The 25483-nt window shown below is 55.0% G+C and carries 24 protein-coding genes; 16 read left to right on the plus strand and 8 right to left on the minus strand.

What is annotated here, in order from left to right:
* Positions 1–142: 142 nt before the first annotated feature.
* The 6 genes from FHS18_RS09285 (at position 143) to FHS18_RS09310 (ending at position 4570) form a co-directional block, all read left to right on the plus strand.
* Positions 143–1186 (plus strand): copper amine oxidase N-terminal domain-containing protein, encoded by a 1044-nt coding sequence (locus FHS18_RS09285; protein WP_183599295.1) that lies wholly within the window; start codon positions 143–145, stop codon positions 1184–1186.
* Positions 1187–1368: 182 nt separating this feature from the next.
* Positions 1369–2178, plus strand: coding sequence for a glutamate racemase (racE, locus tag FHS18_RS09290; protein WP_343060477.1), 810 nt, complete (start codon positions 1369–1371; stop codon positions 2176–2178).
* Between the two features lie 176 nt (positions 2179–2354).
* Positions 2355–3575 (plus strand): M14 family metallopeptidase, encoded by a 1221-nt coding sequence (locus tag FHS18_RS09295; RefSeq protein ID WP_183599299.1) that lies wholly within the window; start codon positions 2355–2357, stop codon positions 3573–3575.
* Positions 3576–3683: 108 nt separating this feature from the next.
* Entirely contained in the window at positions 3684–3923 is a 240-nt protein-coding gene (locus FHS18_RS09300; RefSeq protein WP_183599301.1) for a hypothetical protein, read from the plus strand.
* A gap of 70 nt (positions 3924–3993) precedes the next feature.
* Positions 3994–4296 carry an iron-sulfur cluster assembly accessory protein gene (locus tag FHS18_RS09305; RefSeq protein WP_183599303.1) on the plus strand — a complete coding sequence of 101 codons (303 nt, stop codon included), beginning with the start codon at positions 3994–3996 and terminating at the stop codon, positions 4294–4296.
* Positions 4297–4339: 43 nt separating this feature from the next.
* Positions 4340–4570 (plus strand): YuzB family protein, encoded by a 231-nt coding sequence (locus FHS18_RS09310; protein ID WP_183599305.1) that lies wholly within the window; start codon positions 4340–4342, stop codon positions 4568–4570.
* Positions 4571–4645: 75 nt separating this feature from the next.
* Here FHS18_RS09310 and FHS18_RS09315 read toward each other — a convergent pair whose 3' ends face one another.
* Both FHS18_RS09315 and FHS18_RS09320 read right to left on the minus strand, forming a co-directional pair.
* Positions 4646–6652: an LTA synthase family protein gene (locus tag FHS18_RS09315; RefSeq protein WP_183599307.1), complete on the minus strand. Its 2007-nt coding sequence runs from the start codon at positions 6650–6652 to the stop codon at positions 4646–4648.
* Between the two features lie 69 nt (positions 6653–6721).
* Positions 6722–7858, minus strand: a complete 1137-nt coding sequence (locus tag FHS18_RS09320) for a THUMP domain-containing class I SAM-dependent RNA methyltransferase (RefSeq protein WP_183599309.1) — start codon at positions 7856–7858, stop codon at positions 6722–6724.
* Between the two features lie 119 nt (positions 7859–7977).
* Between FHS18_RS09320 and FHS18_RS09325 the strand changes: the two genes are divergently transcribed.
* Together FHS18_RS09325 and abc-f are read left to right on the plus strand one after the other, a co-directional pair.
* Positions 7978–8604 (plus strand): O-methyltransferase, encoded by a 627-nt coding sequence (locus FHS18_RS09325; protein ID WP_183599311.1) that lies wholly within the window; start codon positions 7978–7980, stop codon positions 8602–8604.
* Positions 8605–9042: 438 nt separating this feature from the next.
* Entirely contained in the window at positions 9043–10737 is a 1695-nt protein-coding gene (gene abc-f, locus FHS18_RS09330) for a ribosomal protection-like ABC-F family protein (RefSeq protein ID WP_183599313.1), read from the plus strand.
* Between the two features lie 10 nt (positions 10738–10747).
* Here the strand turns inward: abc-f and FHS18_RS09335 are convergent, their stop codons facing one another.
* The 4 genes from FHS18_RS09335 to FHS18_RS09350 all read right to left on the minus strand — a co-directional run bounded on the left by FHS18_RS09335 (position 10748) and on the right by FHS18_RS09350 (position 14790).
* Entirely contained in the window at positions 10748–11956 is a 1209-nt protein-coding gene (locus FHS18_RS09335) for an MFS transporter (protein WP_183599315.1), read from the minus strand.
* Between the two features lie 201 nt (positions 11957–12157).
* Positions 12158–12898, minus strand: coding sequence for a twin-arginine translocase subunit TatC (tatC, locus tag FHS18_RS09340; protein WP_183599317.1), 741 nt, complete (start codon positions 12896–12898; stop codon positions 12158–12160).
* Positions 12895–13113: a twin-arginine translocase TatA/TatE family subunit gene (tatA, locus tag FHS18_RS09345; protein ID WP_183599319.1), complete on the minus strand. Its 219-nt coding sequence runs from the start codon at positions 13111–13113 to the stop codon at positions 12895–12897. The genes tatC and tatA overlap by 4 nt, the downstream gene beginning before the upstream one ends.
* Positions 13114–13158: 45 nt before the next feature.
* Entirely contained in the window at positions 13159–14790 is a 1632-nt protein-coding gene (locus FHS18_RS09350; RefSeq protein WP_183599686.1) for a PhoX family protein, read from the minus strand.
* Positions 14791–15044: 254 nt separating this feature from the next.
* Here FHS18_RS09350 and hemE point away from each other — a divergent pair, with 254 nt between their 5' ends.
* Both hemE and hemH read left to right on the plus strand, forming a co-directional pair.
* A complete protein-coding gene (gene hemE, locus FHS18_RS09355) occupies positions 15045–16118 on the plus strand; it encodes a uroporphyrinogen decarboxylase (protein ID WP_183599321.1) in 1074 nt (357 codons plus the stop codon).
* Positions 16111–17037, plus strand: a complete 927-nt coding sequence (gene hemH / locus FHS18_RS09360; protein WP_183599323.1) for a ferrochelatase — start codon at positions 16111–16113, stop codon at positions 17035–17037. Before hemE ends, hemH begins: the two co-directional genes overlap by 8 nt.
* 200 nt (positions 17038–17237) lie before the next feature.
* Here hemH and FHS18_RS09365 read toward each other — a convergent pair whose 3' ends face one another.
* The gene (locus FHS18_RS09365; protein ID WP_183599325.1) at positions 17238–17777 is read right to left on the minus strand and encodes a phosphatidylglycerophosphatase A family protein; all 540 of its coding nucleotides are present in this window, start codon (positions 17775–17777) and stop codon (positions 17238–17240) included.
* Between the two features lie 144 nt (positions 17778–17921).
* On the opposite strand from FHS18_RS09365, the gene FHS18_RS09370 reads away from it, so the two are divergent.
* The 6 genes from FHS18_RS09370 to rdgB all read left to right on the plus strand — a co-directional run bounded on the left by FHS18_RS09370 (position 17922) and on the right by rdgB (position 23448).
* Entirely contained in the window at positions 17922–19040 is a 1119-nt protein-coding gene (locus FHS18_RS09370) for a GerMN domain-containing protein (protein ID WP_183599327.1), read from the plus strand.
* Between the two features lie 296 nt (positions 19041–19336).
* The gene (locus FHS18_RS09375; RefSeq protein WP_246427570.1) at positions 19337–20344 is read left to right on the plus strand and encodes a methionine ABC transporter ATP-binding protein; all 1008 of its coding nucleotides are present in this window, start codon (positions 19337–19339) and stop codon (positions 20342–20344) included.
* A complete protein-coding gene (locus FHS18_RS09380; protein ID WP_343060486.1) occupies positions 20335–21000 on the plus strand; it encodes a methionine ABC transporter permease in 666 nt (221 codons plus the stop codon). Before FHS18_RS09375 ends, FHS18_RS09380 begins: the two co-directional genes overlap by 10 nt.
* Before the next feature lie 50 nt (positions 21001–21050).
* Positions 21051–21932, plus strand: a complete 882-nt coding sequence (locus tag FHS18_RS09385; RefSeq protein ID WP_183599331.1) for a MetQ/NlpA family ABC transporter substrate-binding protein — start codon at positions 21051–21053, stop codon at positions 21930–21932.
* 137 nt (positions 21933–22069) lie between these two features.
* Complete coding sequence (gene rph / locus FHS18_RS09390) at positions 22070–22816, plus strand: ribonuclease PH (RefSeq protein WP_183599333.1); 747 nt, start codon at positions 22070–22072, stop codon at positions 22814–22816.
* Entirely contained in the window at positions 22813–23448 is a 636-nt protein-coding gene (gene rdgB, locus FHS18_RS09395; protein ID WP_183599335.1) for an RdgB/HAM1 family non-canonical purine NTP pyrophosphatase, read from the plus strand. The genes rph and rdgB overlap by 4 nt, the downstream gene beginning before the upstream one ends.
* A gap of 69 nt (positions 23449–23517) precedes the next feature.
* Here rdgB and asnB read toward each other — a convergent pair whose 3' ends face one another.
* Positions 23518–25362 carry an asparagine synthase (glutamine-hydrolyzing) gene (gene asnB / locus FHS18_RS09400; RefSeq protein WP_183599337.1) on the minus strand — a complete coding sequence of 615 codons (1845 nt, stop codon included), beginning with the start codon at positions 25360–25362 and terminating at the stop codon, positions 23518–23520.
* Positions 25363–25483: the final 121 nt, after the last annotated feature.

The following is a 25483-nucleotide window of genomic DNA, read 5'->3' on the forward strand; positions in this document are numbered from 1 at the left end:
ACGGGTTGCATACCGGTCGTATATTTTTTTGTTGGTAGCTGCAACCTTTTGTTCGCGAAGGGCGTTTAGAAGGTTGGATCAGCTGACAAAGGAATGACGGCTGCACAAAACAAACTAACCAATACACCAGGAGGATCCGAAGATGAAGATGACGAAACGAATGACGATGGCCGCATTAACGACAGCAGTAATGCTCACTGCAGGCTCCAGCTATGCAGCTGCGCAAGAATTTCAGACAATAATGCCGATAAGCGCGCAGATCGAAGAACCGGTTAAGGTACAGCCATATACACTGCTCGTGAACGGAGCAGCTGTTGCCGAGCAAGGCTATGTACATACAGACGGCGCCACGATCATGCTGCCGCTGCGCGACTTGGCCGAGGCGCTTGACTATAGCGTGACATGGAACAGCGCGACCAAATCGGTCGAGCTTGCCAAAGGCAATCAATGGACAAGCATTAAGCCTGGCGAGGACCGTTACTCCTTCGCGCGTATGCTGATTACGCTCGGTATCGCACCGCAGATTCAGAATGGGAAAATCTTTGTACCGATAACGTTCGCATCAGAAGTACTGCGAGCAGAGGTTACTCGTTCAGGCGCTGATGTGAGCGTCATGCAGGTTGAGCGGAAGACGGCGACGACGGACGGATTCGTAACGGGCATCTCCATCAAGGATGGCGAGGGTCAAGTGCATTTGAACGGGATTGGCACAGAAGGAATCGTGTTGAATGTGAGCAACGATACGAAGCTGATTGCAGAGGACGGCAGCCCTATGGCATGGGACGAGCTATCGTTAGGGGCAGAAGTAGAAGCCGTACACTCGCTTGCCATGACGCTGAGCCTCCCGCCTCAGACATCCGTTTATGAGCTGAAAGTGAAAGGCCAGGCAGCGCCTGTCGATATGCTTGGCACAGCCGGAACGATTGAAGAGGTGACCACATCCCAGGATGGTACGGTGATGGTCCTGCTTAAAGGCGAGAAGCTTAGCGAGTCGTCCCAATCCGAGATCATACTGCGCGTGCAAGTTGACACGCTGCTGACGACGCCGAGCGGGGAGCCGGCAACGGCGCAATCGCTCGTCAAGGGATCGCGCGTAATCGGCTTCTACGGCCCGATGATGACGAAGAGTCTGCCTCCGATCGGAACGGCTTGGAAGCTTGTAGTCCTTCCTGCTGCAGAACAATAAGAACGTAATCGTTTATGAACGAAAGCCGGGTCCTTGGCATAGGACCCGGCTTTGCGCTATAATTGAACCTTGTGCCGCCAGGTGTACAACTTGGCAAGGTACGTTTTGACGTGCCGATTCATATTCTATTAAAGCGCTAGACATAAAGGTTATGACTAAACGTTCGAGAAAGCGGTGTGCTTGTGCAACAACCGATCGCAGTATTAGATTCCGGCGTAGGCGGACTTACCGTCGTCAAAGAAGTAATGCGCCAGCTTCCTCGCGAGAAGGTGATTTATTTCGGAGACACGGCCAGGGCTCCTTATGGCCCGCGTCCTGCCGAGGAGGTATTACGTTTTACCCGTGAAATTGTCGATTATTTGGTTCAATATCGTCCCAAAATGATCGTTATCGCTTGTAATACAGCTACTGCCGTAGCGCTTCAAGATATTCGCATGCGTGTTAACGTGCCGGTCGTAGGCGTCATCCATCCTGGAGCCAGAGCGGCGATCGGACGTACGCTAAGCGGGAATGTTGGCGTTATCGGTACGGAAGGTACGATTCGCAGCGGCGCATACGAGACGGCGTTGAAGCAGCTGTCGCCGCATGTGACGGTCATCAGCCAGGCGTGCCCGGATTTCGTGCCGCTCGTCGAGAAGGGGAATTTCCGTTCGGAGGAGACCTATCGCACCGTTAACAAGGGGCTCGCGTCTCTCCGGCTATCCTCTATTGATACGCTCATACTAGGTTGCACGCATTACCCATTCCTGTCGGATACGATCTCGGAAGTGATGGGGCACAAGGTGGCGCTCATCAGCTCTGCAGACGAAACGGCCCGCGAGATCAGCACGATTCTGCACCAGATGAACAAGCTTGCCCGCAGCGACGATCAGCCGATCCATCAATTCTGCTGCAGCGGCGATTCCGGGCTGTTCCGTTCGATTGCCGAGCAGTGGCTGGGCGAACAGATCGAGCTTACGCCCGTTGTATGGCAGGTGCCGAAGATCGGTTAACGGACGGAATGAGGAAGACAGAATAGTGAACCTTATCGCCAAGCTCTCCATGCGGAGGGCTGTTTTTGTGTTCCCATGCAGCATGCAGCGAAGTTGGAATGTCCCGGTTCAAGGACGCATAGCATGTGACTAGAAGCGTTAGTTCTTCTCCTACATGAAGGAAAAGGAGGTTCGGCATGCTTCCCTATGTCGTACAGCCCGGAGACACGTTGCTGCGCATTGCCAAACGCTTTGAGGTGAACATCGCCTCACTTCTCGCCGCTAACCCAAGGTTGTCCCCGGCTGCTCAATTAGCACCGGGGCTGCTTCTGTTTATTCCGTCCCAGACCGTTACCTTCTATTGCGTTCAGCCCGGCGACCGCATACTGAAGCTGGCCGATCAATTCTCGCTATCGCTTCCGACGCTTCTGGCCGCCAACCCTCATATTGATCCGAAGCAGCTCGTCACAGGCCAGCTTATTACGATCCCGCACACGGAGTATCCGTCGATCGTCGATCCGAGAGCCGAATATGGTCCCGAGGATCTTAGGCGCGATGCTGCTATTATGGAGCAGACATACCCTTTCCTGGAGGTTCGGCCATTCGGAACAAGCGTGATGGGCAAGTCGCTGCTCGCGCTGCGAATCGGGGAAGGCCGAGCCAAGGTGCACGTGAATGCCGCGATGCATGCCAACGAATGGATTACGGCGCCGCTTCTGATGCGATTTATCGAGGAACTGTCCGATGCCGGCGCTCAAGGCGGACAGATCCTGCAATACGATGTTCGTTACTTGCTGGAGAGGGTCACGCTCTGGTTCGTCCCGATGGTCAATCCCGATGGCGTCGAACTCGTCCAGGAGGGCATAAGGCCGAATCATCCTTACTATTCGGAGCTGCTGAGATGGAACAAGGGCTCCCGCCGATTCTCCAAATGGAAGGCTAATATTCGAGGCGTGGATCTGAACGACCAATTCCCCGCCTTCTGGGAGGAAGAGGTCAAGCGCCGCGCTGTCGAAGGACCGGGACCTCGCGATTATCCGGGCACGGCGCCGCTCTGCGAGCCCGAAGCAAGGGCTTTGGCCGAACTGACGAAATCGGAGCAATTCGACATTGCGGTGGCGCTTCATACGCAAGGGCAAGAAATCTATTGGAATTATCGCGGCTATGAGCCTGTAGAAGCTGAGCAGCTGGCAGCGCGTCTGGGCAGAGCAAGCGGTTATAAGCCGATCAAGCTGACTGGCAGCGACGCCGGCTACAAAGATTGGTTTATTTATGAATTCCGCAAGCCGGGCTTCACGGTCGAACTCGGTTACGGCGTCAATCCATTGCCGCTTGAAAATTTCGAAGACTTGTACGAGGAGCTTAAGCCGCTCTTGATGGCAACCATTCTCGCGGCGATCGAAAGCGGAACAACGTGATGAATGATCAGACGTTACGTTCACAAGGGGGCGCTAAACTAGCGGCCCCTATGTTCATGTGCCCCGAAGACAAATTATGCTATAATGGCGCAAAGGAGGGAGACTGCCATGCGTAAATTGTTATCGCTTCGGCATTGGAGCCATGTGTTCACCCGAATCTTCCGGCTGCTCGCGGCAAAGGAAGTCCGGTTGCGGGATAAGCTGCTGTATATCGTGCCTGTATTGCTGTATTGGGTTCTCCCGGATGTGCTGCCTTATCTTCCGATCGATGATATCGCGGTTACGATGCTGGCTGCAGAATGGTACACGCGTTACATGGAACGCAAATATGATCGACTTTTGCGGTGAAGGTTGAACTTGCTTCCCGCTTTCTTTACAATAGGATAGATGGTATGACGAAGGAGATGACTATAGGATCATGAAGTGCAAAATATCGCGCGCTGCCGCTAAAGTATTAAGTCTAGAATTGGACAAGCCAGAGAACGAAGGGAAATTGCTTCGCGTATACGTAACGCATTCCCATGGCGACCATGCGCACTACGGCCTTGGCATCGATGAGCCGGGCGAGAAAGACGTTGTTGTCGAGACGGACAGCGGCATTTCGGTTATTCTCGAGAAGGACAACGATTTCCTCGACGGCGTACGCGTCGACTATTTCTACTCGCCAGAAGAAGGTTTTGCCGTTACGAACCCGAACAAAGGCAACCACGGCGACCACTAAGCGTTAAGCTTAAGGGCACGCATGTGAGGGAGAAGACGGTAGAATGGCGAACGACATACGTATTTGCGACAAGTGCAAACATATCTCGGTGAAGAAGATGGTGCCTAAGCTGCAGAAGATGGCACCGGACGCGGAGATAAAGGTGGGCTGCAAGTCGTATTGCGGCCCATGCGCGAAGCGCGCATTCATCTTCATTAACGGCCGTTATGTGACGGGTCCGACGGAAGATGAAGCGATCGAGAAAGCTAGTCAGTATGTGAAGAAAGTCCGGTAAGCGTCAAGCCGCTGCGGATGAACGAAGAAGCCTCCCAGGGGACATATCCCACGGGAGGCTTCTTGTTTTGTATATTTATGGATTGCGCTTGCGGAACTCGCGGATCAGATCGTGCTCGATCACCAGATCGGACATGACCAGTTCGAGTCTCGCATCGGAGCCAGCCGGGCAGGCGCCGGTATCCAGCGGTTCGCCGGTCGTGGCATCCAGGCAACGGCTGTTCTCCTCCAGTCCGTCGCCGGAAGGGAAATACCAGACGTTGCCGTCCGTATAGGCGCCGCTGCGGATAACGACTCTTTTGTCCGCCAACGGTTTCTCCGTGACGAGCGGCGTACCCAGCATGTACTTGTCCTTGCTGGAGATGCCGAGCAGGTGGAGAATGGTTGGCGCGAGATCGAGCTGTCCGCCAACTTCCGGGTGCGTGCCCGTCAATTGGCCGCCAGGGACGTGTACGACAAGCGGAACCTGCTTCAGGATGTTATAGCGCTCCACCTCGTTTAGCTTCTTGCCGAGGAAAGTCTCGAACGGAGCCCAGTCGTTGATGGAGTTGTCATGATCGCCGTAGAACATGAAAATCGACGTATCCCACAATCCTGCCGCCTTCAGCTGCTCGATCATCTTCCCAAGCGACTGATCTACATAATGCGCCGCCTCGAGGTAATTGCCGAAGATGGTCCCTTGGAATTCACCGACATCCAACGTCTGGTATGATTCGGGAATCTCGAACGGATGATGGCTCGAGAGCGAGATTAAGAAGGAATAGAACGGCTGCTTCTGCTTCTCCATATAAGAGACGGATTGCGAGAAGAAGGAGGTGTCCCCGAGCGACCAGCCGAGCGGCTCGTCCATGGCGAAGTCCTTCTTGTTATAAAAGTAATCGTAGCCCATACCGTTATACATCGTATTCCGGTTCCAGAAACCGCCATTGTAGGCATGATAGGCATTAGGCGTATAACCGTTATCCTTCAGCGTCCGGGGCAGGGAATCGAATTGATTCTGCGCATAACGAATGAATACCGATCCGGATTGCAGCGGCTGCAGCGAAATATTCGCGGCCAAGTCGGCATCCGAGGTCCGTCCGCCGGAAGTTTGATGGTAGAAGCGGTCGAAGTACAAGCTCTCCTGAACGAGCTTGTTCATATTCGGCGTCACTTCCTGCCCGTTAATGCTCCGGCCGATGACGAAGTTCTGGAAAGCCTCCAGCTGAATGAGAATCACGTTGCTGCCCTTGTAAGCGCCGAAGAGCGGGTCGGATTCGAGAGCGCCGCGAACGGCTCCGCGCTGTTCGAACCATTCCTTGGCCTCTGCAATTCGCTCCGAAGGAACCGTCTCGTTATGCAGAATGTTCTCCTTCGTGTACTTATAGGCATCATAGCCATGGAAGCCGAGTACGCCGGTTACATTGTAGAGCGACAGATTCCACCAGTTGCCCGAGAATAAGCCCGCTGCCCACGTCTTCTTGGCGATGTTCACGGGTACGAAGACAAGCGTGAGCCCGGTTGCGAATACGATCAGGCTGAGGGAAACGCGAAAAATCATTTTGCGCCAGATCAGCCGTTTGCCCGTGCGGACAGCCTGAACCGTAATGGCCGCCGCCGAATCGTGCTCATCGCGTCTGCGAACGAAGATCGAGACGGCAAAGGCGATAATAAACGGCCAGTCGAAGAACAACGACAAGTCCGCCCAGCTAACGAGCGTCGAGATGCTCTCGCCAAGCTCGCCGACCTGACCGGCCTGCAGCAAGACGGGCACGGAGATCAAGTCTTGAAAGTAGCGGAAATAGATCAGATCCGCATAGATGACGAAGGTTAGTAAAAGATTCAAAACGACAAGTGCGACTGTCCGTCCCCGCGGAGGGAGGAGCAGCGTCCAGAAGGAAACGAGACCGATGGTGCCGAGCGCAACGAACACGTCATCGACGTTCATCGCCATATTCGGCACGTCGACGAAGCGATCGAAGATGATCAGCTTCATCATCATAAGGACGAAGAAGATAACAACATCGATCGCTTTAATGCGCTCGAACCCTTCGAGGGAGGCACGCATCCCTCGTTTCGCCATGGAGGTTAGTGGTCTAGCCATGAAAGTAAAAGGGTTCCTTTCTACTTGCCAAAATGGTTGGTGCTCACCCCGCGACTACAGCATGAAAGATTAGTTGCGCGGGGGAAGCGGACCTAGGAATTGATAGAGATTACATTCGATGCGGCCGTTGAACAGCTTGCGCTTCTTCGCTGCATTCTGCCCGAAGTTCTGCTCGAACGATTTGGTCGGGCTAAGCGCGAAGAAGGACCACGTCGGCAAATATTGCGCGATCAGGCCGAGCTGGCGGATCGCCTTCTCCGCTTCGGAATCGTCGCCCAGACGTTCGCCGTATGGCGGGTTCGTAATGATGCAGCCATAGTCGCCAGCCGGCTTAATCTTGGCTACCGGCATAACGCTCAGCTTGATCTCGCGTCCGAAGCCTGCTTTCTTCACGGCAGCTTGGGCGATCTCGATCGCTTGCGGGTCGATATCCGATCCGCTGATGTCGAGAGGAATATCATCCTTGACGGAGTCGAACGCCTCTTCGCGCGCGGTCTCCCACAACTCATCAGGCACGAGCGGCCAGCCTTCGCTGTTGAAGGTGCGGCGCAGGCCAGGGGCGATGTTCCAAGCAATCATAGCCGCTTCGACCGGAATGGTGCCGGACCCGCAGAACGGATCGACCAGCGGGCGGTCGGGACGCCAGCGGCTGAGCATGACCATGGCTGCTGCCATCGTCTCCTTGATCGGCGCTTCCGTGACCAGCTTGCGATAGCCGCGTTTATGAAGGCCAGGTCCCGTCGTGTCCAGCGTGATCGTGGCAATATCGTTCAACATAATCACTTCGATTACGAATCGCGCGCCGTCCTCGGGGAACCACTCGGTACCGTAGGTCATTTTCATTTTCTCGACGACTGCCTTTTTAACGATCTTCTGGCAGGCCGGCACGCTGGTCAGCTGGGATTTGTGCGAGCGACCCTCCACGGGGAACTCGCCGTCTCCCGGGATGAAAGCGGCCCAATCGACGGCTTTGACGCCTTCGAACAGTTCCTCGAACGTCGTGGCCGGGAATTCCGCCATCTTGATAAGCACGCGGTCGCTCGTACGCAGCCACAGATTCGTGCGTGCGATGTCGCTCGGCGTGCCGGTGAAGGTCACTTTCCCGTTGTCGACTTTCGAATCTTCATAGCCCAGTTCCTTGAGTTCGCGCGCCACGATCGCCTCCAGCCCCATCGGCGCTGTGGCAATCAATTGCAATTTTGTCATAATACATATCACTCCGTCTTCTTGCCGGTTGTATTGCGCCGGTTAAAAATCATACAATCAAGTATAGGACAAACCAAGACTGAAATACAATCAAGTTCAATAAGGAGCGGAATCATTCCATGGATGCCCAGAAATATGTAGAAGAGATGCTAGGAACGGACCCTGAGCTCGATCGGGTGCTGGAGTCGATCCGGGAACTTGGCATGCCCGAGATCTCGGTTGCCCCGGGTTATGGCCGCATGCTGACGATGCTCGTGCAGATGTCGAAAGCGAAGGATGTGCTGGAGATCGGCGCGCTAGGCGGATATAGCGGAATTTGTCTTGCGCGAGGATTGCAAGGCGGGGGGAGCGTAACGTCGCTCGAACTGCTGCCGAATTTCGCGGAGGCGGCGCGCAGTAACATGGAGGCGGCCGGATTCGGCCATCTCGTCGACTACCGGATCGGGGACGCCAAGGGGAGTCTGGCGAAGCTCGCGGAGGAAGGAAGGCGCTTCGATTTCTTCTTTATCGATGCGGATAAGGAAGGGTATCCGGTCTATCTGGACTGGGCGCTCAAGCTTGCGAATCCCGGCGCTGTCATTGTGGGGGATAATACGCTGCTGCGCGGACGAATCTACAACGCTGACAAGAATGGACCGTCCGTCGTCGCGATGCGTGAATTCAACCGGCGAATGCTTCAGGACGAGCGGCTGAGAGGCACGCTTCTGCCGGGCTATGACGGGCTTACGATGGCGGTTGTCAAATAAGGAGTTGGAGTTTTAACCTATTCTAGGCAGTTTGTGGATTGACGAACTGCCGCTTACACCTTTATAATAAGCACAACTTTAGTGTAGACACAGCCGATTGAGCTGCGGGAAAGTGGAGGGCAACCGTCAATGGAGAACTAATCCTGAACATTCCGAACAAAAACATGATTAGCCGTCACGTTATACGTTTGCGTGCGGACATTTGTTCTGAAGACGGGATTCGTCTGTCCATTTATGGTACTTCGCTTTTATCGCTGCGCGGCTTGGAGGCCTTACGGTTATCCCTGTCTACGTCTGTTCGCTCTGCCCGCATCTTCCTGTTGAGGGAGACAGCCGCAAGGCGTATTCGGCGTCCGTGCGCCTGCATAAAGCCGAAACCATATAAGCAGCACACGAATCCTCTTCAGATCGAACCATTCGACCTGAGGAGGTTTTTTTATGACCATAATGACCTTGCAACATCTGGAATATTACGTTGGCGATCGATTGCTGTTCAAACAGGAAGGCCAGCTTCACATCGGAACCCGCGACCGCATCGGCGTCGTTGGCCGCAACGGCGCGGGCAAATCGACGTTGCTGGCCATCCTTGCCGGCCGGTTGGCGCCCGAGCATGGGACGATCGCAAGCTATGGAACAGTTGCTGAACTCGAACAGGCTTCAGGCCGTCGCGGCAGTTCGATGGCTCAGAGACCGGAACTGCACGATCAGGCAGGCGAAATGCTGAAGCGTTGGGAAGTAAGCGACGAGCAAGGAATTGCCGAGCATGGAAGCGGGGGAGAGAAGACGCGTCTGTCGATCGCGAAGGTGATGGCGCAAGGCGCGGAGCTCTTGATTGCCGACGAACCGACAAGCCATCTCGACATCGATGGGGCGGCAGCGCTCGCTGAGGCGTTGGCCGGGTATCCGGGCGCAGTGATCGTCGTTTCCCATGATCGAACGCTGCTCGATCAGGTATGTACGCGGATTCTGGAGTTGGAGGAAGGCAAGCTTGCTCTTTATGAAGGGAATTATTCCGCCTATCGGGAGGCCAAAGAAGCGCAGGCAGCAAGAGCACGGTTCGAATATGAGCAATATGCGCGAGAAAAGGATCGTCTGACAACAGCGCTCATGGAGGTGCGCGAGCAGTCGCGTTCCATGAAGAGCAAGCCTTCGAGGATGAGCTACAAGGAAGCGAATCTCGGCCGCGCGCGAGCCGGGTCCAGCCGGGCGAGGGTGGACCGTTCCGCTTCTATACTGGAGCGCCGGCTGAGCCAGCTCGAGGTGAAATCGAAACCGAGGGAGGCCGAATCGCCGTTGTTCGATGCGAGCAAGCATGTCCTTTGCAGAAGCAAGCATGTGTTGCGCTTAGCGAATGCGACGCTGGGATACGGGAGCAAGATTCTGCTCGAAGGGCTTCATCTCAATGTGAAGCCGGGCATGAGGATCGCGCTCGTCGGACGCAACGGGATCGGCAAGACGACGCTTCTGAAGCTCATCCATGAGGGAGGAGCGGCCATCAGCTATTCGCCGAGCTGCCGCCTCGGCTATTTCCGCCAAGACTTGTCGCTGCTTAGGGAGGATCAGACCATTCTGCAGAATGTGCTGTCCACCGCGCTGTACGATGATCTTCACGTGCGGACGGTATTGGCGAGAACGCTCTTCAAGCGCGACGAAGTGCACAAGGCGGTAAGGGATCTAAGCGGAGGAGAGCGCGTGAAGACGACGCTCGCGAAGCTTTTTCTCGGAGGATATAATACGCTCTTGCTGGACGAACCGACGAACTATCTGGACCTGTTCGCCAGAGAAAGTCTGGAGGAGACGCTCGCGCAATATCCAGGCACGATTCTGTTTGCCTCCCATGATCGTGCCTTCGTCCGCGCGGTCGCGACCCATTTGCTGCGCTTTGGCGAGAGCGGATGGCAGCTTATGCCATGCGGTGATGAAGAGCAAGCGGCGATCCCGGCAGGGGGAGGAGCGCCTGCACATCCGAACCGCGAGCAGCATGAGGCGCAGCAGGAGCTGATGCAACTTGAACTCGCGATTGCGAATACGCTGGGCCGCCTTTCGATGCCTCAATCGAAGGAGGATGCCATTCAGCTTGACCTTCAGTTCCAAGCGCTACTGCAGCGTAAACGGGAACTGATGAAGCCATAGAGGCAGCAAGTCATCCCTGACGTTGCTTGCGATGTGCCAGAAGCGTCCGGTTCACCCACAGCGCGTTCAGGACGAACAAGACCGCCGAAGTAATAAAGACGCCCTCGATGCCGATCCAGCCGGATATGACGCCTCCGACGATCGGGCCGATCATATTGCCAAGCGACAATGTGCTGGAGTTGAAGCTGAATGAGCGCGACTCCATGCCGTCCGGTGTATGCTTGCGGATGAGCGCATTAACCGACGGGATCAGTCCTCCCAGGAAGACGCCTTGCAGGAATCGGAGCACGAGCAGCTGCCATACGGAGCCGGCCATTGCCTGCGGGATGAACAAGAGGGCCGATCCGATGAGCGAGACGAGCAGGATGCGCTCTTGTCCGATCCGGTCGCTCAACCGTCCGAGCAGCGGAGATGACACCATATTGGACAGTCCGGCGGCTGACCCGACAAGCCCGGACCAGAATGCCAGGTTCACGGCCGTTCCGTGCAGTTCCTGCACATAGAGCGGCATTAGCGGCATCGGCCCGATCATGGCGAATTGGATCAGGAAGGTAACCGCGAACAGCGACTTCAGCTGCGGAATGCGGCTGAGACTCGCGAAGCCTTGAATGATGGACACATTAGGCTTAGCTGCGGCCTTGGTGCGATCGAAGCTTTCCTTGACGACGAACATGGCAAGCAAGGAAGCGAGAAATAACAGCAGACCGGTCACGTAGAAAATCGGCCGGAAGCCGATCGCGTCCGCCAGCAGTCCGCCTATGAACGGTCCGAGAATGGTGCCGGCGATACCGCCGGATTGCAGCGTGCCCATGGCAAAGCCCATCCGTTCTTTCGGCGTGGTAGCCGAAATGAGCGATACCGAGGCTGGATTGAAGCCGGAGATTGTGCCGTTAACCATCCGCAGCAGGAGCAGATGCCACGGATTCTGGGCGAAGCCCATGAGTACCATGACGATCGCCATGCCGAAGCCGGAGCGCAGCAGCATCATTTTGCGCCCATATCGGTCGGAAAGCTTGCCCCATAACGGTTGGAACAAGAACGACGTGACGAAGTTGCCGGCAAAGATGATGCCCGCCCATGTCGCGGTTTCGTGCGGATCGGACAGACCGAGATCGGTCTGGAGATAAAGGGATAAGAACGGAATGATCATGGTCATGCCGGCCATCACGAGGAATTGACCGACCCAGAGTACGGCTAAATTTTTCTTCCACTGTTCCATGTAATCGATGATACCTCCTGTCTTGCCTTGCGTGTGTGCTAGCGTAATTGTTGCTTGCGTCTCAACAAGAGAACAGGGAACAGTATAGCACAATACGGCCGGGAACCTTAGCCAAGGAGACGCGCCTAGCTGATCACGCCTGTCGACTGTCAAGGAAAAGAGCCTGTCTCCCCAATGGGAAACAGGCTCTTCATGCATTCGTCATGCCGTCGTCGTGGGCCATTCGGATTGCGCGCGCAGTTGATTGCGATACACGATCTTCGAGATCGTCATGCTGATCTCGTATAGCAGGAACAACGGCACGATGACGATGATATCCGAGAGGATATCGGGCGGAGTAATCGTGATCGCGACAATGGCGAGGATGAAATAAGATAATTTTCTGGCCTTCGCTAAGCGCACCGGATTCAAGATGCCGATCTTGGTCAGGAACATGACGATCGCGGGCATCTCGAATAGCAAGCCGAATGGAACGGTCATGTGAATCATGAATCGGAAGTAGCGTTCAGCCGTATACATCGCGGCAAAGTCATCGCCGGCCATCTGGTCCATGAAGTGCAGAACCATCGGGAATAGGATGAAATAACCGAAACACAGACCTGTGATGAAGAGCAGGCTGATGGATGGAATGAACACCAGCGCCGAGCGCTTGGCGACCGCAGGCAGAGCGGGCGTAACGAACTTCCACGTCTGGTAAGCGGCGATCGGGAGCGTTACGGCTATCGCCACAACGCCAGCGATCATGAGATAGACCCACATAACGTCGGAAGGCCCGAGTACGACGAGCTTCTGATCGATTCCTCTTACCAGCCAGCGGTAGATATCCTTCACGTAGATGAAGGCAGCCGCCATGGCGACCAGGAACGCAATCAGCGTGCGAATGAGCCTGGTCCGCAATTCATCCAGGTGACCGACCAGATTCAGGTCATTCGGATTGCTCATTTGGAAGGGGCGTCAGCAGCTGCGGCCGCAGCCGGCTTCTTCTTCGCCTCTTCGTCCTCGTCGCCGCCGACCAATCCGCGCGTCGCGCCTTTGAATTCGCTTAAGGTGCGTCCGAACGCGCGGCCAAGTTCCGGCAGCTTGGACGGACCGAAAATAATGAGCGCGATGATCAGGATTAAGACTAAGCCGCCGATACCGATATTGCCGAATGGCATAATGATGACATCTCCTTCAAGTTTAACGTAATGGCTTCGTGCCGATTAACCTAATTTGAAGCCGCTGATCGCGACGACGCCGCAACGGGCAATTTTATCGCCAGGGCGGTGCGGCCATAGGCTTGTCGGATAGTTCAGATCCGTCGTGTTCTCGCCCGGATGCTGGATCGATAGGAAAAGCGTCTGCTCATCCGGCGTAAAGAATGGGCCGGTGAGCTCGCTCTCGACCGGTGCCGAAGCGAATTGGAGCGCTTGGCCCTTGCTGTCTCCGCTCGTCGGAATGACGAACAGCCCGTTGTTCATGAACGATTTGTGCACGCCTTTGTTCTGGCTGCTGCTCGAAATATCCGTTACGACCCACAGATTGCCGTTGGAATCGAAGGCAAGGTTGTCCGGCGAGCTGAAGCCCGACTGACGGCCGCCGGCTGCGAAAATCTCGAAATCGAACTCCAGGGCGCCCAGGTCGTTGTTCGCTTCGAAGATGCGGGTAATATGCCCGTGGATATTGCCATGGCTGTCGTTGTTCGTGTGCGCAATGAATACCGTGTTATCGAATGGCGAGATTTCGATATCTTCGGGGCGGTCTGTTGGCGTGCCGCCGACAAGCTTAGCTGCTTCTTGGCAGTAGGTAACGACGTCGCCGAGTGATTGGTACTTCTTCTGAAGATCGGCGCTGTCTGTATAGGATTTGGATTTCTTCACTTCCTCGAGCGTAACCGGCACCCATTTGCCGCTCTTCAGGTTCGCGACGTACAGCGTGCCTTCTTCGAGAAGAGCGGAGTTCGCGCGGCCTGCGGAAGCGTTGTATTTGCCTTTGCTGACGAATTTATAGACGCAGGCGTCCTTCTTGTCATCGCCCATGTAGACGACGACGCGGCCGTCTGCGGCAAGGCCCATAGCCGTATTCTCGTGGTTGAAGCGGCCCAGCGCGGTATGCTTCTTCAGGTAGGATTTGTCGAATGGGTCTACCTCGATAACCCAGCCGTAATGTGTCTCCGGAAGACTTGCGGCTTTCGCCATCTCTTCGAAGTTCTCTTCACACGAAAGTACAGTATTCCACAGCGTCACGCCGCCGGAGCAGTTAGCGAATGTGCCTTGCGCAACGCTCTTGCCGCCAAGGGCGGCGATTCCTTTGGCCGGACCGGTCAGATTGAAGTTGGTGAAGCCGTTGATACGGCGGGCATGCTTGGACGTGGTATCCATTTTCCACGTGCCTTGCTCGTCACGATACACTTCAATGACGGACATGCCTTGGTAGTATAGGCCGCGTTTGATTTGTTCGGCTGTCATTTTGTCGTCTACGACGGGGCCGATCTGGAAGATCGTCGTATACTCGTGATTGTTCACGAGCAGGCCGCGCGTATTCGAGCCGTTGATCGGGAAGTATGCGTTATAGTCCGAACCGGAGCCGAATTTCTCGCCAGCTTGGTTAATGATGTCGTCGTAGGCGGCAATGACGTCATATTTGAAATTAGGAGGGAGGATCAACTTGTCTTCCTTGGACGGGTCGATCGGGTTGAAGTAACCGCTCACTTTATTCGTCTTGAATCCGAACAGATGATTCGCCGATCCGGTAGCCGCGGAAGCCTTGCCTTCCAGCGTTCCGAGTCCTGCAGAGGCTACGGCCAATGCGGCAGCGCCCGTTCCCAGATAGGATAGAAATGTTTTGCGATCCATGTTCTTGCTCAAGTAAGCTCACTCCTTAGCGAATTTGTTTGCCTTGGGACAAGCTTAAGCGCGGCTTGTTAAGGTGACGTTATGGGGATGTGGAAAAATTGTAAAAGATGGAGTTTTATTTGATGCGTTCTCAACGCGAGCTCCGCTGATTTGTCATATGTTTGTCAACGATAGCGAATGGTTTGCAGTTGTTACCCTTTCTCAAAAAGGGCATAATGGAAACGAAGGGAAAACGAGAGAAATGGGGAACACGAATGAGCTATAACGACCGTTTCATCCGGGCATGCCGGAAGGAATCCGTCGATCGCTTACCCGTCTGGTATATGCGACAAGCGGGTCGCTACGATCCCGACTACCGAAAAATAAAAGAAAAGTATTCGCTATTGGAAATTTGCCGTCAACCGGAGCTGGCCGCCGAGGTGACGATGATGCCAATCCGCAAACTAGGCGTCGATGCTGCGATTTTATACTCTGATATTATGAATCCGGTTGCGTCGATCGGAATCGATTTCGATATTGTGGCGAACGTCGGCCCGGTCATCGATAATCCGATTCGGAGCGCGGCGGACGTGGAAAAGCTGAAGCCGATCGACGTCGAAGGCGATCTGTCCCACGTGCTGGAGACGATCCGCATTCTTGACCGTGAGCTGACGGTGCCTCTTATTACATTCGCGGGGGCGCCTTTCACGATTGCTTCTTACCTGATCGAAGGCCGTCCGTCCAAATCGTACATCCGGACGAAGTCGCTCATGTATGGCGATCCGGACGTCTGGTTCAAATTGATGGACAAGCTGGGCGATATGGTGATCACCTACTTGCGCGCCCACATGGCGGCAGGTGGCAAGGCCTTCCAACTGTTCGACAGCTGGGTCGGCGCACTATCGCCAGCTGACTTCAAGAAATTCGTGCTGCCGACGATCGAGCGCATCTTCGCGGAGCTGTCCGATCTGCCGCAGCCGAAAATCTATTTCCCCGGCGTTGCCTCGGGCGAGCTGTTGCCGACGCTTGGCAATGTGAAGGCGGACGTTATCGGTCTGGACTGGCGCGTGCCGATCGCGGAAGGTCGCCGGCGCCTGGGCGGAGCGTTTGCCGTTCAAGGCAACCTCGATCCTTATATCCTGACGGCTCCGATGGACGTCGTCCAAGCTTACGCCAAGGACATCATCGATCAAGGCATTCAGGAGCCGGGCTATATTTTCAACCTCGGACATGGTTTGTTCCCGGAAGCTTCGCTTGAGAAGCTGCAGGAATTGACCGCTTTTATTCACGCTTATTCAGCAGATGCACTCGCATCGCGTAACGGCAAGGAGGAAGTTAAACATGTCTAATGAGAGAATCGGCGTACTCGTCATGTCGTACGGAACACCGGAGAGCCTTGACGGCGTCGAGGAATACTATACGCATATCCGTCGCGGCAACCCGCCAACGCCAGAACTGCTCGATGAGCTCAAGGGGCGCTATGAAGCCGTAGTCGGCGGCGTATTCCCGCTGCGGGAGAACACGAACAATCAGGTCGCTGCGCTGCAGAAGACATTGGATGCGGCGGCGCCTGGCCGTTATGTTTGCTACCAGGGGCTCAAGCACGCTCGTCCATATATTGAGGACGGCGTAGAAGCGATGGCGAAGGACGGCATAACCAAAGCGATCGGCATCGTGCTTGCGCCGCACTACTCGATGATGAGCGTAGGCGGCTATATCAAGCGGGCGAAGGAGAAAGCCGGCGAGCTTGGCGTGGCGATGTCGTTCGTGGAGAGCTACCACCTGCATCCGAAACTGATCGAGGCGCTCGTCGACCGAGTCGTCGGCAAGCTTGGCGAGTTCGACCGCAGCCAGCCGATCAAGGTGCTGTTCAGTGCGCACAGTCTGCCTGAGCGTATCCGCGAGATGGGCGATCCGTACGAGAAGCAGTTGCTCGAGACTTCCGAGGCGGTCGCGAATAAAGCTGGCGTAGCGGACTGGTCGTTCACTTGGCAGAGCGCGGGCCGCACGCACGAACCTTGGCTCGGTCCGGACATTCTCGATACGCTCAAGGAGCTGGCCGATCAAGGGATGAAGCAGGTGCTGTCTGCCCCGGTCGGCTTCGTCTCTGACCATCTGGAAGTGCTCTACGACCTCGATATCGAGGCGAAGGCCGTATCGGCGGACTTGGACATTCACTTCGAACGGATCGATATGCTCAATACGGACGCTTTCTATATGGAGGCGCTCGCGGAATCCGTCGTGGATAAAGATGAATGGAAGGCTTAAGAGGCCACGAATAATAAGGTAATCGAACAAGAGGTTGTCCGTAGCGGTTGCGACGGGCCGCCTCTTTTTTGTTGCGCGGTTCAGTGGATGCAAAAAGGAAAAGGCGCCGCAGGAAGCATCCCTGCAGCGCCTTTCCGGCTCATAGGCGGTTATGTATATAATCAATGGGTTGTTCTGCGAACGGTATTCATCATTCATGATTAATCAAGCGGCGGATCGGTGCGTCCTTCGCGCTCGGCCTGCTTGCGATGCGCGATCCGGCTGCTGGCCGCGGCGGCAATCGCGCCGACGATATCGTCCAGGAAGGTATGGCACTGAGCGTCATTCTTATCGTTCAGCTTCTTCAGAATGCCGGGCTTGAGCTTGTCGACATAACCAAAGTTGGTGAAGCCGATGCTGCCATATACATTCACGATGGACAGGGCGAGAATCTCGTCGCAGCCGTATAATCCTTCGTCGTTCTCGATCATTTCCTGAAGCGGAGGCAGCAGCTTGCCTTCTTCGGCAAGCAGGTCCAGCTGAATGCCTGTTAGCACCGCATTCTGCACCTCGCGCTTGGTTAATACGGCTTCGACGTAGTTCTCACACTCCTCTTGCGTAAGATCAGGATAATAATCCTTCTGGAGGAAGAGGACGAGTTCGGCGATCTGCGCCTTCGTTACGCCCCGCTGAGCAAGCCATTCCTTCGTTGCGGCTGCGACGCTCTTGCTATTTAAGCTGTAAAGTTTGGACTTGGTCATGTGCTGCACCTCTTGTCTCAAATTAGTGGACAAAACTGGTCTAATCGTAAGGACGGGCTCGTATACATAGTACTACAAAAGGAGACTTGTACCAAATACGCACCCATCTCAATCGGATGATCAAAAAAGGGAGGAAACATGAACATGACTCAATACCGTATGATTCGCCGGGTAGCGCTTACTGGAGCGCTTGCGCTGCCGATCCTGACGACTGGCTGCGGGATCTTCTCGCAGGAAGCGAGCAAGCAGATTGACCCGCCGCAGAATACATCGCAGAACGCGACGGGCGCAGCGAACGAAACTGCAGCCGGACAAGCCGGCGCAACCGAACAAACGACTACGCAGCCGACTGGAACAGAAACGGCCGTGCAGGGTGATCAGACGCAGCTCACCGTCTATCTGAAAGATCAGCATCAGCTCCTTGCTCCCGTGTCGGTGCTAGCATCGCTTGAAGGCAACCAGAAGGCGGGCCAGAAGGCGCTTGAGCTGATGGTGGCGGAAGGTCCTTATGCAGCCGAGCTGCCGATCGGATTCGAAGCGGTGCTGCCGAAGGGGACGATCGTGAACGATCTTACCATTGAGGACGATCAGAAGCTGGCTATGGTCGATTTGTCCAGCTCGTTCGGTAACTATGCGCCTGAAGAAGAGCGCAGAATCGTAGAGGCGGTAACTTGGACGCTGACAAGCCTTCCGGGCGTGAATAAGGTGCAGCTTTCCGTTGACGGCGTGAAGCTTGGCGAGATGCCGGTAGACCGCTTCCCGCTGGATGAGCCGCTCACGCGCGCGGTAGGCATTAACCTCGAGGTGGACGAAGGCGTAGATTACAGCCAATCGACGCCGGTAACGCTGTATTTCTCGTCGGTATCGCCTAGCGACGAAAGCTACTATGTACCGGTAACGCGCCTGATCGACCGTACCGATAATAAAGCCAAATCCGCGATTCAAGAGCTGATCGCCGGCCCGCTGGACAGCATTACCGGGAACGGCAGCCTGATTCCAGTATCCACGCCTGATGTCGTCGTGAAGTCGATCGAGAAAGGCGCCGACGTCGTCTCCATCGCGCTTGAAGACAGCGCTTATGTGGAAGGACAGAAGATGCCGGCTGAACTGCTCGAAGCGCTCGTTCTTTCGTTAACGGAGAACACGGGTATTGGCAAGGTACAGATCAGCATCAACGGCAGCTCGAATATTATGGATACGAACAATGTGGATTACAGCAAGCCGGTCTCCAGACCTGAGGTAGTGAACGCCATTAAGTCCTAAATGTGACGATTGCATGAAAAAGCCCGAACTTCTTTGTGAAGTCGGGCTTTTTTGTATCTTCTGGATTATTTTTGTTATTGACGATATAGTCGGGGGTTGGTAAAATGCTTCATATCCGTGTAATATGATAGGAATAATGTGGAAAGTCGAACAAACTGTGATAAGTCAAGGCTTCAATGGGGTTGAAGCTTTACATAGACGTCAGGCAATCAAAAGAGGCACAATAGGGTATTATACGTGGTATCGATTGTTAGTGCAATAATAATGCATAATTTATGATGCAGGAGGGTTTAAAACTGATACATTTAGAAAGTATTACCAAAAAGTATCGGGTCGGATCAACCTCCGTTGATGCGGTCACAGATATTTCTTTGACCGTGCGCAAAGGGGAAATATTCGGAATCATCGGCCATTCCGGCGCAGGGAAGAGCACGCTGCTGCGGTGCATCAATCTGCTCGAGCGCCCGTCGTCAGGGACGGTTAACGTAGGCGGCGTGGACTTGACGAAACTGACCGACCGTCAGCTGCAGAAGGAACGTCGCAAGATCGGCATGATATTCCAACATTTCAATCTGCTCTCCATGGCTACGGTGCGCGAGAATATCGCTTTCCCGCTCAAACTGGCCAAGCTGTCGGGCACGGAGATCAAGAACCGCGTCGATGAATTGCTTAAGCTTGTCGGCCTCGAGGGTCATGGCGACAAATATCCTGCGCAGCTGTCGGGCGGACAGAAGCAGCGCGTCGGGATTGCACGTGCGCTCGCGAACAACCCGGATGTCCTCTTATGCGATGAAGCGACATCGGCTCTGGATCCGCAGACGACGAACGCGATTTTGTCGCTCATTCTCGATATTAATCAGAAGCTTGGCATTACCGTTGTGCTCATTACCCATGAGATGCAGGTTATCCGCTCCATATGCGACCGGGTTGCCGTTATCGACGATGGGCAAATCGTCGAGCTTGGCGATGTAATCGACGTCTTCCTGAAGCCGCAGCATAAGGTAACGCAGGACTTTGTCGATGAAGTATCGGACTCGGCAGGCGATCTCGGCCAGCTGGTCAAAGCCCGCAGCGGACGTGTATTCCGGGTTCATTTTGTCGGCGAATTAACGTATGAGCCGATCCTTTATAACGCCGTTAAGAAGACTTCGGTGCAGTTCGCAATTCTGCAAGGAACGATTTCGCGGATGAAGCAGACCCCTTACGGCGAGCTGATCGTCGAGTTGATCGGGCCTGACGCCGAGATCGGCGGTATTATTGACCGGCTGAAGCAAGACGGTTTGAATGTGGAGGAATTGACATGAGTTTTGAGAATGTGCGTTGGGAGGAGATATGGGAAGCCTCCAAGGATACGCTTAGCATGACGGTTTGGTCGCTTGCGTTCACGATTGTCATCGGCTTTATATTGGGTCTGATCCTGTTCCTGACCTCACGAAGGCAGCTGCTGGAGCAGTCGATTGTATATAGCGTGCTCTCGTTCGTCGTCAATATCATTCGTTCGGTTCCGTTCGTCATTCTGATGATTACGATCATGCCGTTCACGAAACTGATTACCGGCACAACCTTCGGCGTTGCAGGGACGATTCCGCCGCTTATCGTGGCTGCTGCTCCATTCTTCGCCCGTCTGGTCGAGACGGCGCTCCGTGAAGTAGACCGAGGGGTTATCGAGGCGGCCGTTGCTATGGGAGCTTCCAAATGGGACATCGTCTCCCGCGTCCTTCTTCGTGAAGCGCGTCCGGGCCTCTTGGCGGCCGTTACGGTTACCGCGGTTACGCTCGTCTCCTACACGGCGATGTCCGGCGTTATCGGTGGCGGCGGTCTCGGCGACCTGGCGCTTCGTTACGGCTATCAACGCTTCCAGACCGACGTTATGCTTGTTACCGTCGTGCTGCTTATCGTATTGGTTCAACTCCTGCAAACGGCCGGCGACCTTCTTGTGCGCCGCTACAGCCGTAAGTAAGGATTCATGAACATAGAGACAAGTCATTATTATTAGGAGGGATTCCCAAGATGAAGAAATTAAGTTTGGTCCTGCTTACGATCGTCCTTGCGGTGGTTGTGTCCGCTTGCGGCGCGAAGAACAACGAGAATACGGCTAACAATGCAGCGAATAACGCTGCACAAGGCAATGGCGCTACAGAAGGCAATGCAGCTACAGGCGAGACGACAGAGGAAGTTACGCTTAAAGTCGGCGCATCGCCAGTACCGCATGCCGAGATCCTGAAGCATATCGCTCCAGCGCTCAAAGAGCAAGGCGTTAACCTTGAAGTCGTTGAATTCACGGATTACGTTCAACCGAACGTGCAGCTGTATGAAAAAGAAATCGACGCGAACTTCTTCCAACACGTTCCATACCTGGATCAGTTCAACAAAGATAAAGGCTATGACCTTGTGAGCGTAGCTCCGGTTCACCTCGAGCCATTCGGCGCTTACTCCAAAAAAGTGAAAACGGCCGACGAGCTGAAAGAAGGCGCTAAAGTCGTGATTCCGAACGATCCGTCCAACGCTGGCCGCGCGCTTGCGCTGATGGCTGCTAACGGCCTCATCACGCTGAAAGATGGCGTAGGCGTAGCGGGTACGGTAGCCGATATTACCGAGAATCCGAAGAAACTTGAGATTACGGAAGTTGAAGCAGCTATGCTGCCGCGTCTTCTGGATGAAGTCGATCTCGCGCTGATCAACACGAACTATGCCCTTGAAGCGGACCTTGTTCCAACGACTGACGCGCTGTTCATTGAAGGCAACGACTCGCCTTACGCGAACGTTCTCGTAGCGCGTCCGGACAACAAAGAGTCCGACGCGATTAAGAAACTCGTTGCGGCACTGCAATCGGAAGACGTGAAGAAATTCATCGAAGACACATACAAAGGTTCGATCGTTGCGGCATTCTAATTGACCTGCACATAGAAGAGCGGCGTTCCCTTTCATAAGGGGGCGCCGCTTGTTCATTTCCCGGCCAAGATGATTTTCCATTCCGGGTCTGGTAGAATAGGGTGATGAATACGTTTGACGAAAGGATTACGCTTACGATGAGAAATGACGGCAGACAATGGAACGAGCTTCGGCCGGTTACCATTACGATGAATCCGAACAAACATGCTGAAGGCTCGGTGCTGATCGAATTCGGCGATACGAAGGTGCTCTGCACCGCAACGGTCGAGGAGCGCGTCCCGCCTTTCATGAAGGGCCAGGGCAAAGGCTGGATTAACGCAGAGTATTCAATGCTCCCAAGAGCTACGCAAGTGCGCAATCAGCGTGAATCGGCGAGGGGCAAATTGACCGGCCGCACCATGGAGATCCAACGGCTCATCGGCAGGGCACTGCGTTCGATAGTAGATCTGCAAGCGCTCGGCGAGCGTACCATCACATTGGATTGCGACGTTCTGCAAGCGGACGGAGGCACGCGTACAACTTCCATAACAGGTGCGTATGTGGCGCTGGCGCTTGCTATACATAAGCTGAACAAACAGCACAACTTTACGAAGTATCCGCTGACGGATTTCCTTGCATCGGTAAGCGTCGGCGTCATTCAAGGCAACACGCTGCTTGATCTGAATTACGAGGAAGACTCGAAGGCGAAGGTCGATATGAATGTCGTCATGACCGGCGGGGGCAAATTCGTCGAGGTGCAAGGGACTGGCGAAGAATCGCCGTTCTCGCGCGAGGAACTGGATTCGCTGCTGGCCGCCGCGGAAGGCGGCATCGCCCAGCTGGTCGCCAAACAGAAAGAAGCGCTTGGCGAGAGCGGCCTGCGGATTGGAACGGCCACGGTATGAGAAGCGGGGATACGGTAGTCGTCGCTACGAAGAACGCCGGCAAAGTGCGAGAATTCACGCATGCGTTCGGTAAACTCGGGATGAACGTGGTCAGCATGTTCGACTATCCGAACTTGCCGGAAGTGGATGAAGACGGACGCACATTCGCCGAGAATGCCCGCAAGAAGGCCAAGCAGGTTGGAGACGCATTGCAGCTTCCGGTATTAGCGGATGATTCTGGGCTGGAGGTCGCGAGGCTCGGCGGTGAGCCGGGCGTGTATTCGGCTCGTTATTCCGGCGAAGGGGCGACCGACGCCTCAAACAACGCCAAGCTGCTGGCTGAGCTTGCGAAACTTGGAGATACGCAGGTTGGCATGCTGGAGGACGGAACGGAATTGCTGAGCGATGCTCGGTTCGTTTGCGCCCTTGCGCTCTATCATCCGAAGGAACAATCCTTCATTGAATCCGAAGGGGAAGTCCGCGGCCAGATTATGAACAGCCCGCGCGGTGAAGGCGGTTTTGGTTATGATCCGTTGTTCTGGTTGGATACGCATCGACGTTCGATGGCGGAATTGACCAAAGACGAGAAGCAGTCGATCAGCCACAGGGGCTCGGCGCTTGTAACATTGTTAGCAAAGCTTGGGGTTGAGTAAGAGAAGGGGGCCGTTCCTGATCCAGTATTGGATCGGGGACGGCCCCTTCTGTATAGGGGATTGGCTTGGTCAGCGAACGGAAACTTGATATTCGCGCAGCCAAATATCGATTTGGATGAGATAAGCGAATAATTGCGGGCCGCTCATGAGCTGACCGAACCATGGCAGGTTGGAGCTGGCGCTGTCGCTAGCCGCGATCTCGCGGATTTTCTTGACGTTGATGAGCGGCAGAAGCGGCGAAGTGCCTTCGTCCAGAATCTCCAGCACGCGCGAACGGACGGTATTCAGATAGTTCGGATTGTGCGTCTTCGGATACGGACTCTTCTTGCGGTACAAGACATCATCCGGAAGCACGCCTTCCATCGCTTTGCGCAGGATGCCTTTCTCGCGATCGCCTGCCGTCTTGATTTCCCACGGAATGTTGAAGACATACTCCACAAGCCGATGGTCGCAGAAAGGAACCCGCACCTCGAGGCCTGCGCCCATGCTCATCCGGTCTTTGCGGTCCAGCAAGGTTGGCATAAACCGCGTTATGTTCAGATAGGACATAACCCGCATTTTGGCAGCCGCATCATCCTCGCCGTCAAGCTTAGGCACTTCACGGATCGCATCGCTGTAGCGGTCGCCGATATAGTCGAGCGGCTTAATCCACGCGGCCGCTTCTTCGGACAAGAGTCCGGCACGCATGTTCGAGGCGAGCGACCACGGGAACGTATTGGCGTTAAGCGACTCTTCGCGATGGAACCACGGGTAGCCGCCGAAGATTTCGTCTGCCGCTTCGCCCGAGATCGCGACAGTCACTTCCTTCTTGATCGCTTCGCAGAACAGCAGCAGGGAGGAGTCTACGTCAGCCATTCCCGGCAGGTCACGGGCCAGCAGCGCGGCACGCAGCGCATTGGCGATGTCCGGCGTATCGAACTTCACGTAGTGGTGCTCCGTGTCCAGATGTTTGGTCATCCGTTCGATCCAAGGGGCATCCGAATTCGGTTGGAACGCATGTGCTTTAAAGTGCTTGTCGTTATCGACGTAATCGACCGAGAATGTTTTGAATTTGCCTTGGCCGGTTTCTTCGTAGTGGCGGACTGCCAACGTCGTCAGAATGCTGGAGTCAAGCCCGCCGGACAGCAGTGTGCCGAGCGGAACGTCCGATAGCAGCTGACGTTGAACGGTATCTTGCAGCAGCTCCCTGACAGTGGCGGCCGTTTCGTCGACGTTCTCGGTGTGCGGCTTGCTTTCTAGTTTCCAATAGTGCCTGATTGAGACGCCGGAACGGCTCACGGTCGCGCATTGGCCTGGCAGCAGCTCGCTGATGTCCTTATACACGCCTTGCCCCGGCGTGCGTGCCGGCCCTACGATGAAGATCTCGGCGAGACCTTCCGGTCCGATCTCGGGACGGATCGCCGGATGCGCGAGCAGCGCCTTTGGTTCCGAACCGAAGATGAATCTTCCGAACTGCTGGGAGATGAATAGCGGTTTGACGCCAAGCCGGTCTCGGGCGAGGAAGAGGTGCTGCTCTTTCGTGTCCCAGATGGCGAACGCGAAGATGCCGTTGAACTTCTCGACGCACGAACGGCCCCATTCGATATAAGAAACGAGCAGTACTTCCGTATCGCAGGTCGTCGTGAACGTCCGTCCTCTGCTCTCAAGCTCCCTCTTAAGTTCGGGCGCGTTATATAATTCACCGTTATACGCAATGACATAGGTATCGTCGCCGGAAGTCCGAACCATCGGCTGCGCGCCGTTCGCCGGGTCCATAACCGATAAGCGGCGATGTCCGAGCGCGACGTTCGGGGAAATCCATGTACCGGAAGCGTCAGGGCCGCGAAGAGCTAGCGTTTCCGTCATTTTTTCCAATATGGCCGATTGTGTCGTAAGGTCGGCATTCCAGTCGATCCAGCCCGTAAATCCACACATTATATCTCATTCCTCTCTATGCAGGGCTCTTGGAGTTCGCAGTAGGCACTTCAAACAGGGTACTAATATGAATATGCGACAAAAAAGGATAAAATGTCTGTCCGCCTGGGGAAGCTATACG

The organism is Paenibacillus phyllosphaerae, assembly GCF_014192105.1.
Lineage (GTDB): Bacteria > Bacillota > Bacilli > Paenibacillales > Paenibacillaceae > Paenibacillus_Z > Paenibacillus_Z phyllosphaerae.

Coding starts and splice junctions, on each gene's coding strand:
- FHS18_RS09285 (WP_183599295.1), top strand. CDS start 143: ATGAAGATGACGAAACGAATGACGATGGCCGCATTAACGACAGCAGTA.
- FHS18_RS09295 (WP_183599299.1), top strand. CDS start 2,355: ATGCTTCCCTATGTCGTACAGCCCGGAGACACGTTGCTGCGCATTGCC.
- FHS18_RS09300 (WP_183599301.1), top strand. CDS start 3,684: ATGCGTAAATTGTTATCGCTTCGGCATTGGAGCCATGTGTTCACCCGA.
- FHS18_RS09305 (WP_183599303.1), top strand. CDS start 3,994: ATGAAGTGCAAAATATCGCGCGCTGCCGCTAAAGTATTAAGTCTAGAA.
- FHS18_RS09310 (WP_183599305.1), top strand. CDS start 4,340: ATGGCGAACGACATACGTATTTGCGACAAGTGCAAACATATCTCGGTG.
- FHS18_RS09315 (WP_183599307.1), bottom strand. CDS start 6,652: ATGGCTAGACCACTAACCTCCATGGCGAAACGAGGGATGCGTGCCTCC.
- FHS18_RS09320 (WP_183599309.1), bottom strand. CDS start 7,858: ATGACAAAATTGCAATTGATTGCCACAGCGCCGATGGGGCTGGAGGCG.
- FHS18_RS09325 (WP_183599311.1), top strand. CDS start 7,978: ATGGATGCCCAGAAATATGTAGAAGAGATGCTAGGAACGGACCCTGAG.
- abc-f (WP_183599313.1), top strand. CDS start 9,043: ATGACCATAATGACCTTGCAACATCTGGAATATTACGTTGGCGATCGA.
- FHS18_RS09335 (WP_183599315.1), bottom strand. CDS start 11,956: ATGGAACAGTGGAAGAAAAATTTAGCCGTACTCTGGGTCGGTCAATTC.
- tatC (WP_183599317.1), bottom strand. CDS start 12,898: ATGAGCAATCCGAATGACCTGAATCTGGTCGGTCACCTGGATGAATTG.
- tatA (WP_183599319.1), bottom strand. CDS start 13,113: ATGCCATTCGGCAATATCGGTATCGGCGGCTTAGTCTTAATCCTGATC.
- FHS18_RS09350 (WP_183599686.1), bottom strand. CDS start 14,790: ATGGATCGCAAAACATTTCTATCCTATCTGGGAACGGGCGCTGCCGCA.
- hemE (WP_183599321.1), top strand. CDS start 15,045: ATGAGCTATAACGACCGTTTCATCCGGGCATGCCGGAAGGAATCCGTC.
- hemH (WP_183599323.1), top strand. CDS start 16,111: ATGTCTAATGAGAGAATCGGCGTACTCGTCATGTCGTACGGAACACCG.
- FHS18_RS09365 (WP_183599325.1), bottom strand. CDS start 17,777: ATGACCAAGTCCAAACTTTACAGCTTAAATAGCAAGAGCGTCGCAGCC.
- FHS18_RS09370 (WP_183599327.1), top strand. CDS start 17,922: ATGACTCAATACCGTATGATTCGCCGGGTAGCGCTTACTGGAGCGCTT.
- FHS18_RS09385 (WP_183599331.1), top strand. CDS start 21,051: ATGAAGAAATTAAGTTTGGTCCTGCTTACGATCGTCCTTGCGGTGGTT.
- rph (WP_183599333.1), top strand. CDS start 22,070: ATGAGAAATGACGGCAGACAATGGAACGAGCTTCGGCCGGTTACCATT.
- rdgB (WP_183599335.1), top strand. CDS start 22,813: ATGAGAAGCGGGGATACGGTAGTCGTCGCTACGAAGAACGCCGGCAAA.
- asnB (WP_183599337.1), bottom strand. CDS start 25,362: ATGTGTGGATTTACGGGCTGGATCGACTGGAATGCCGACCTTACGACA.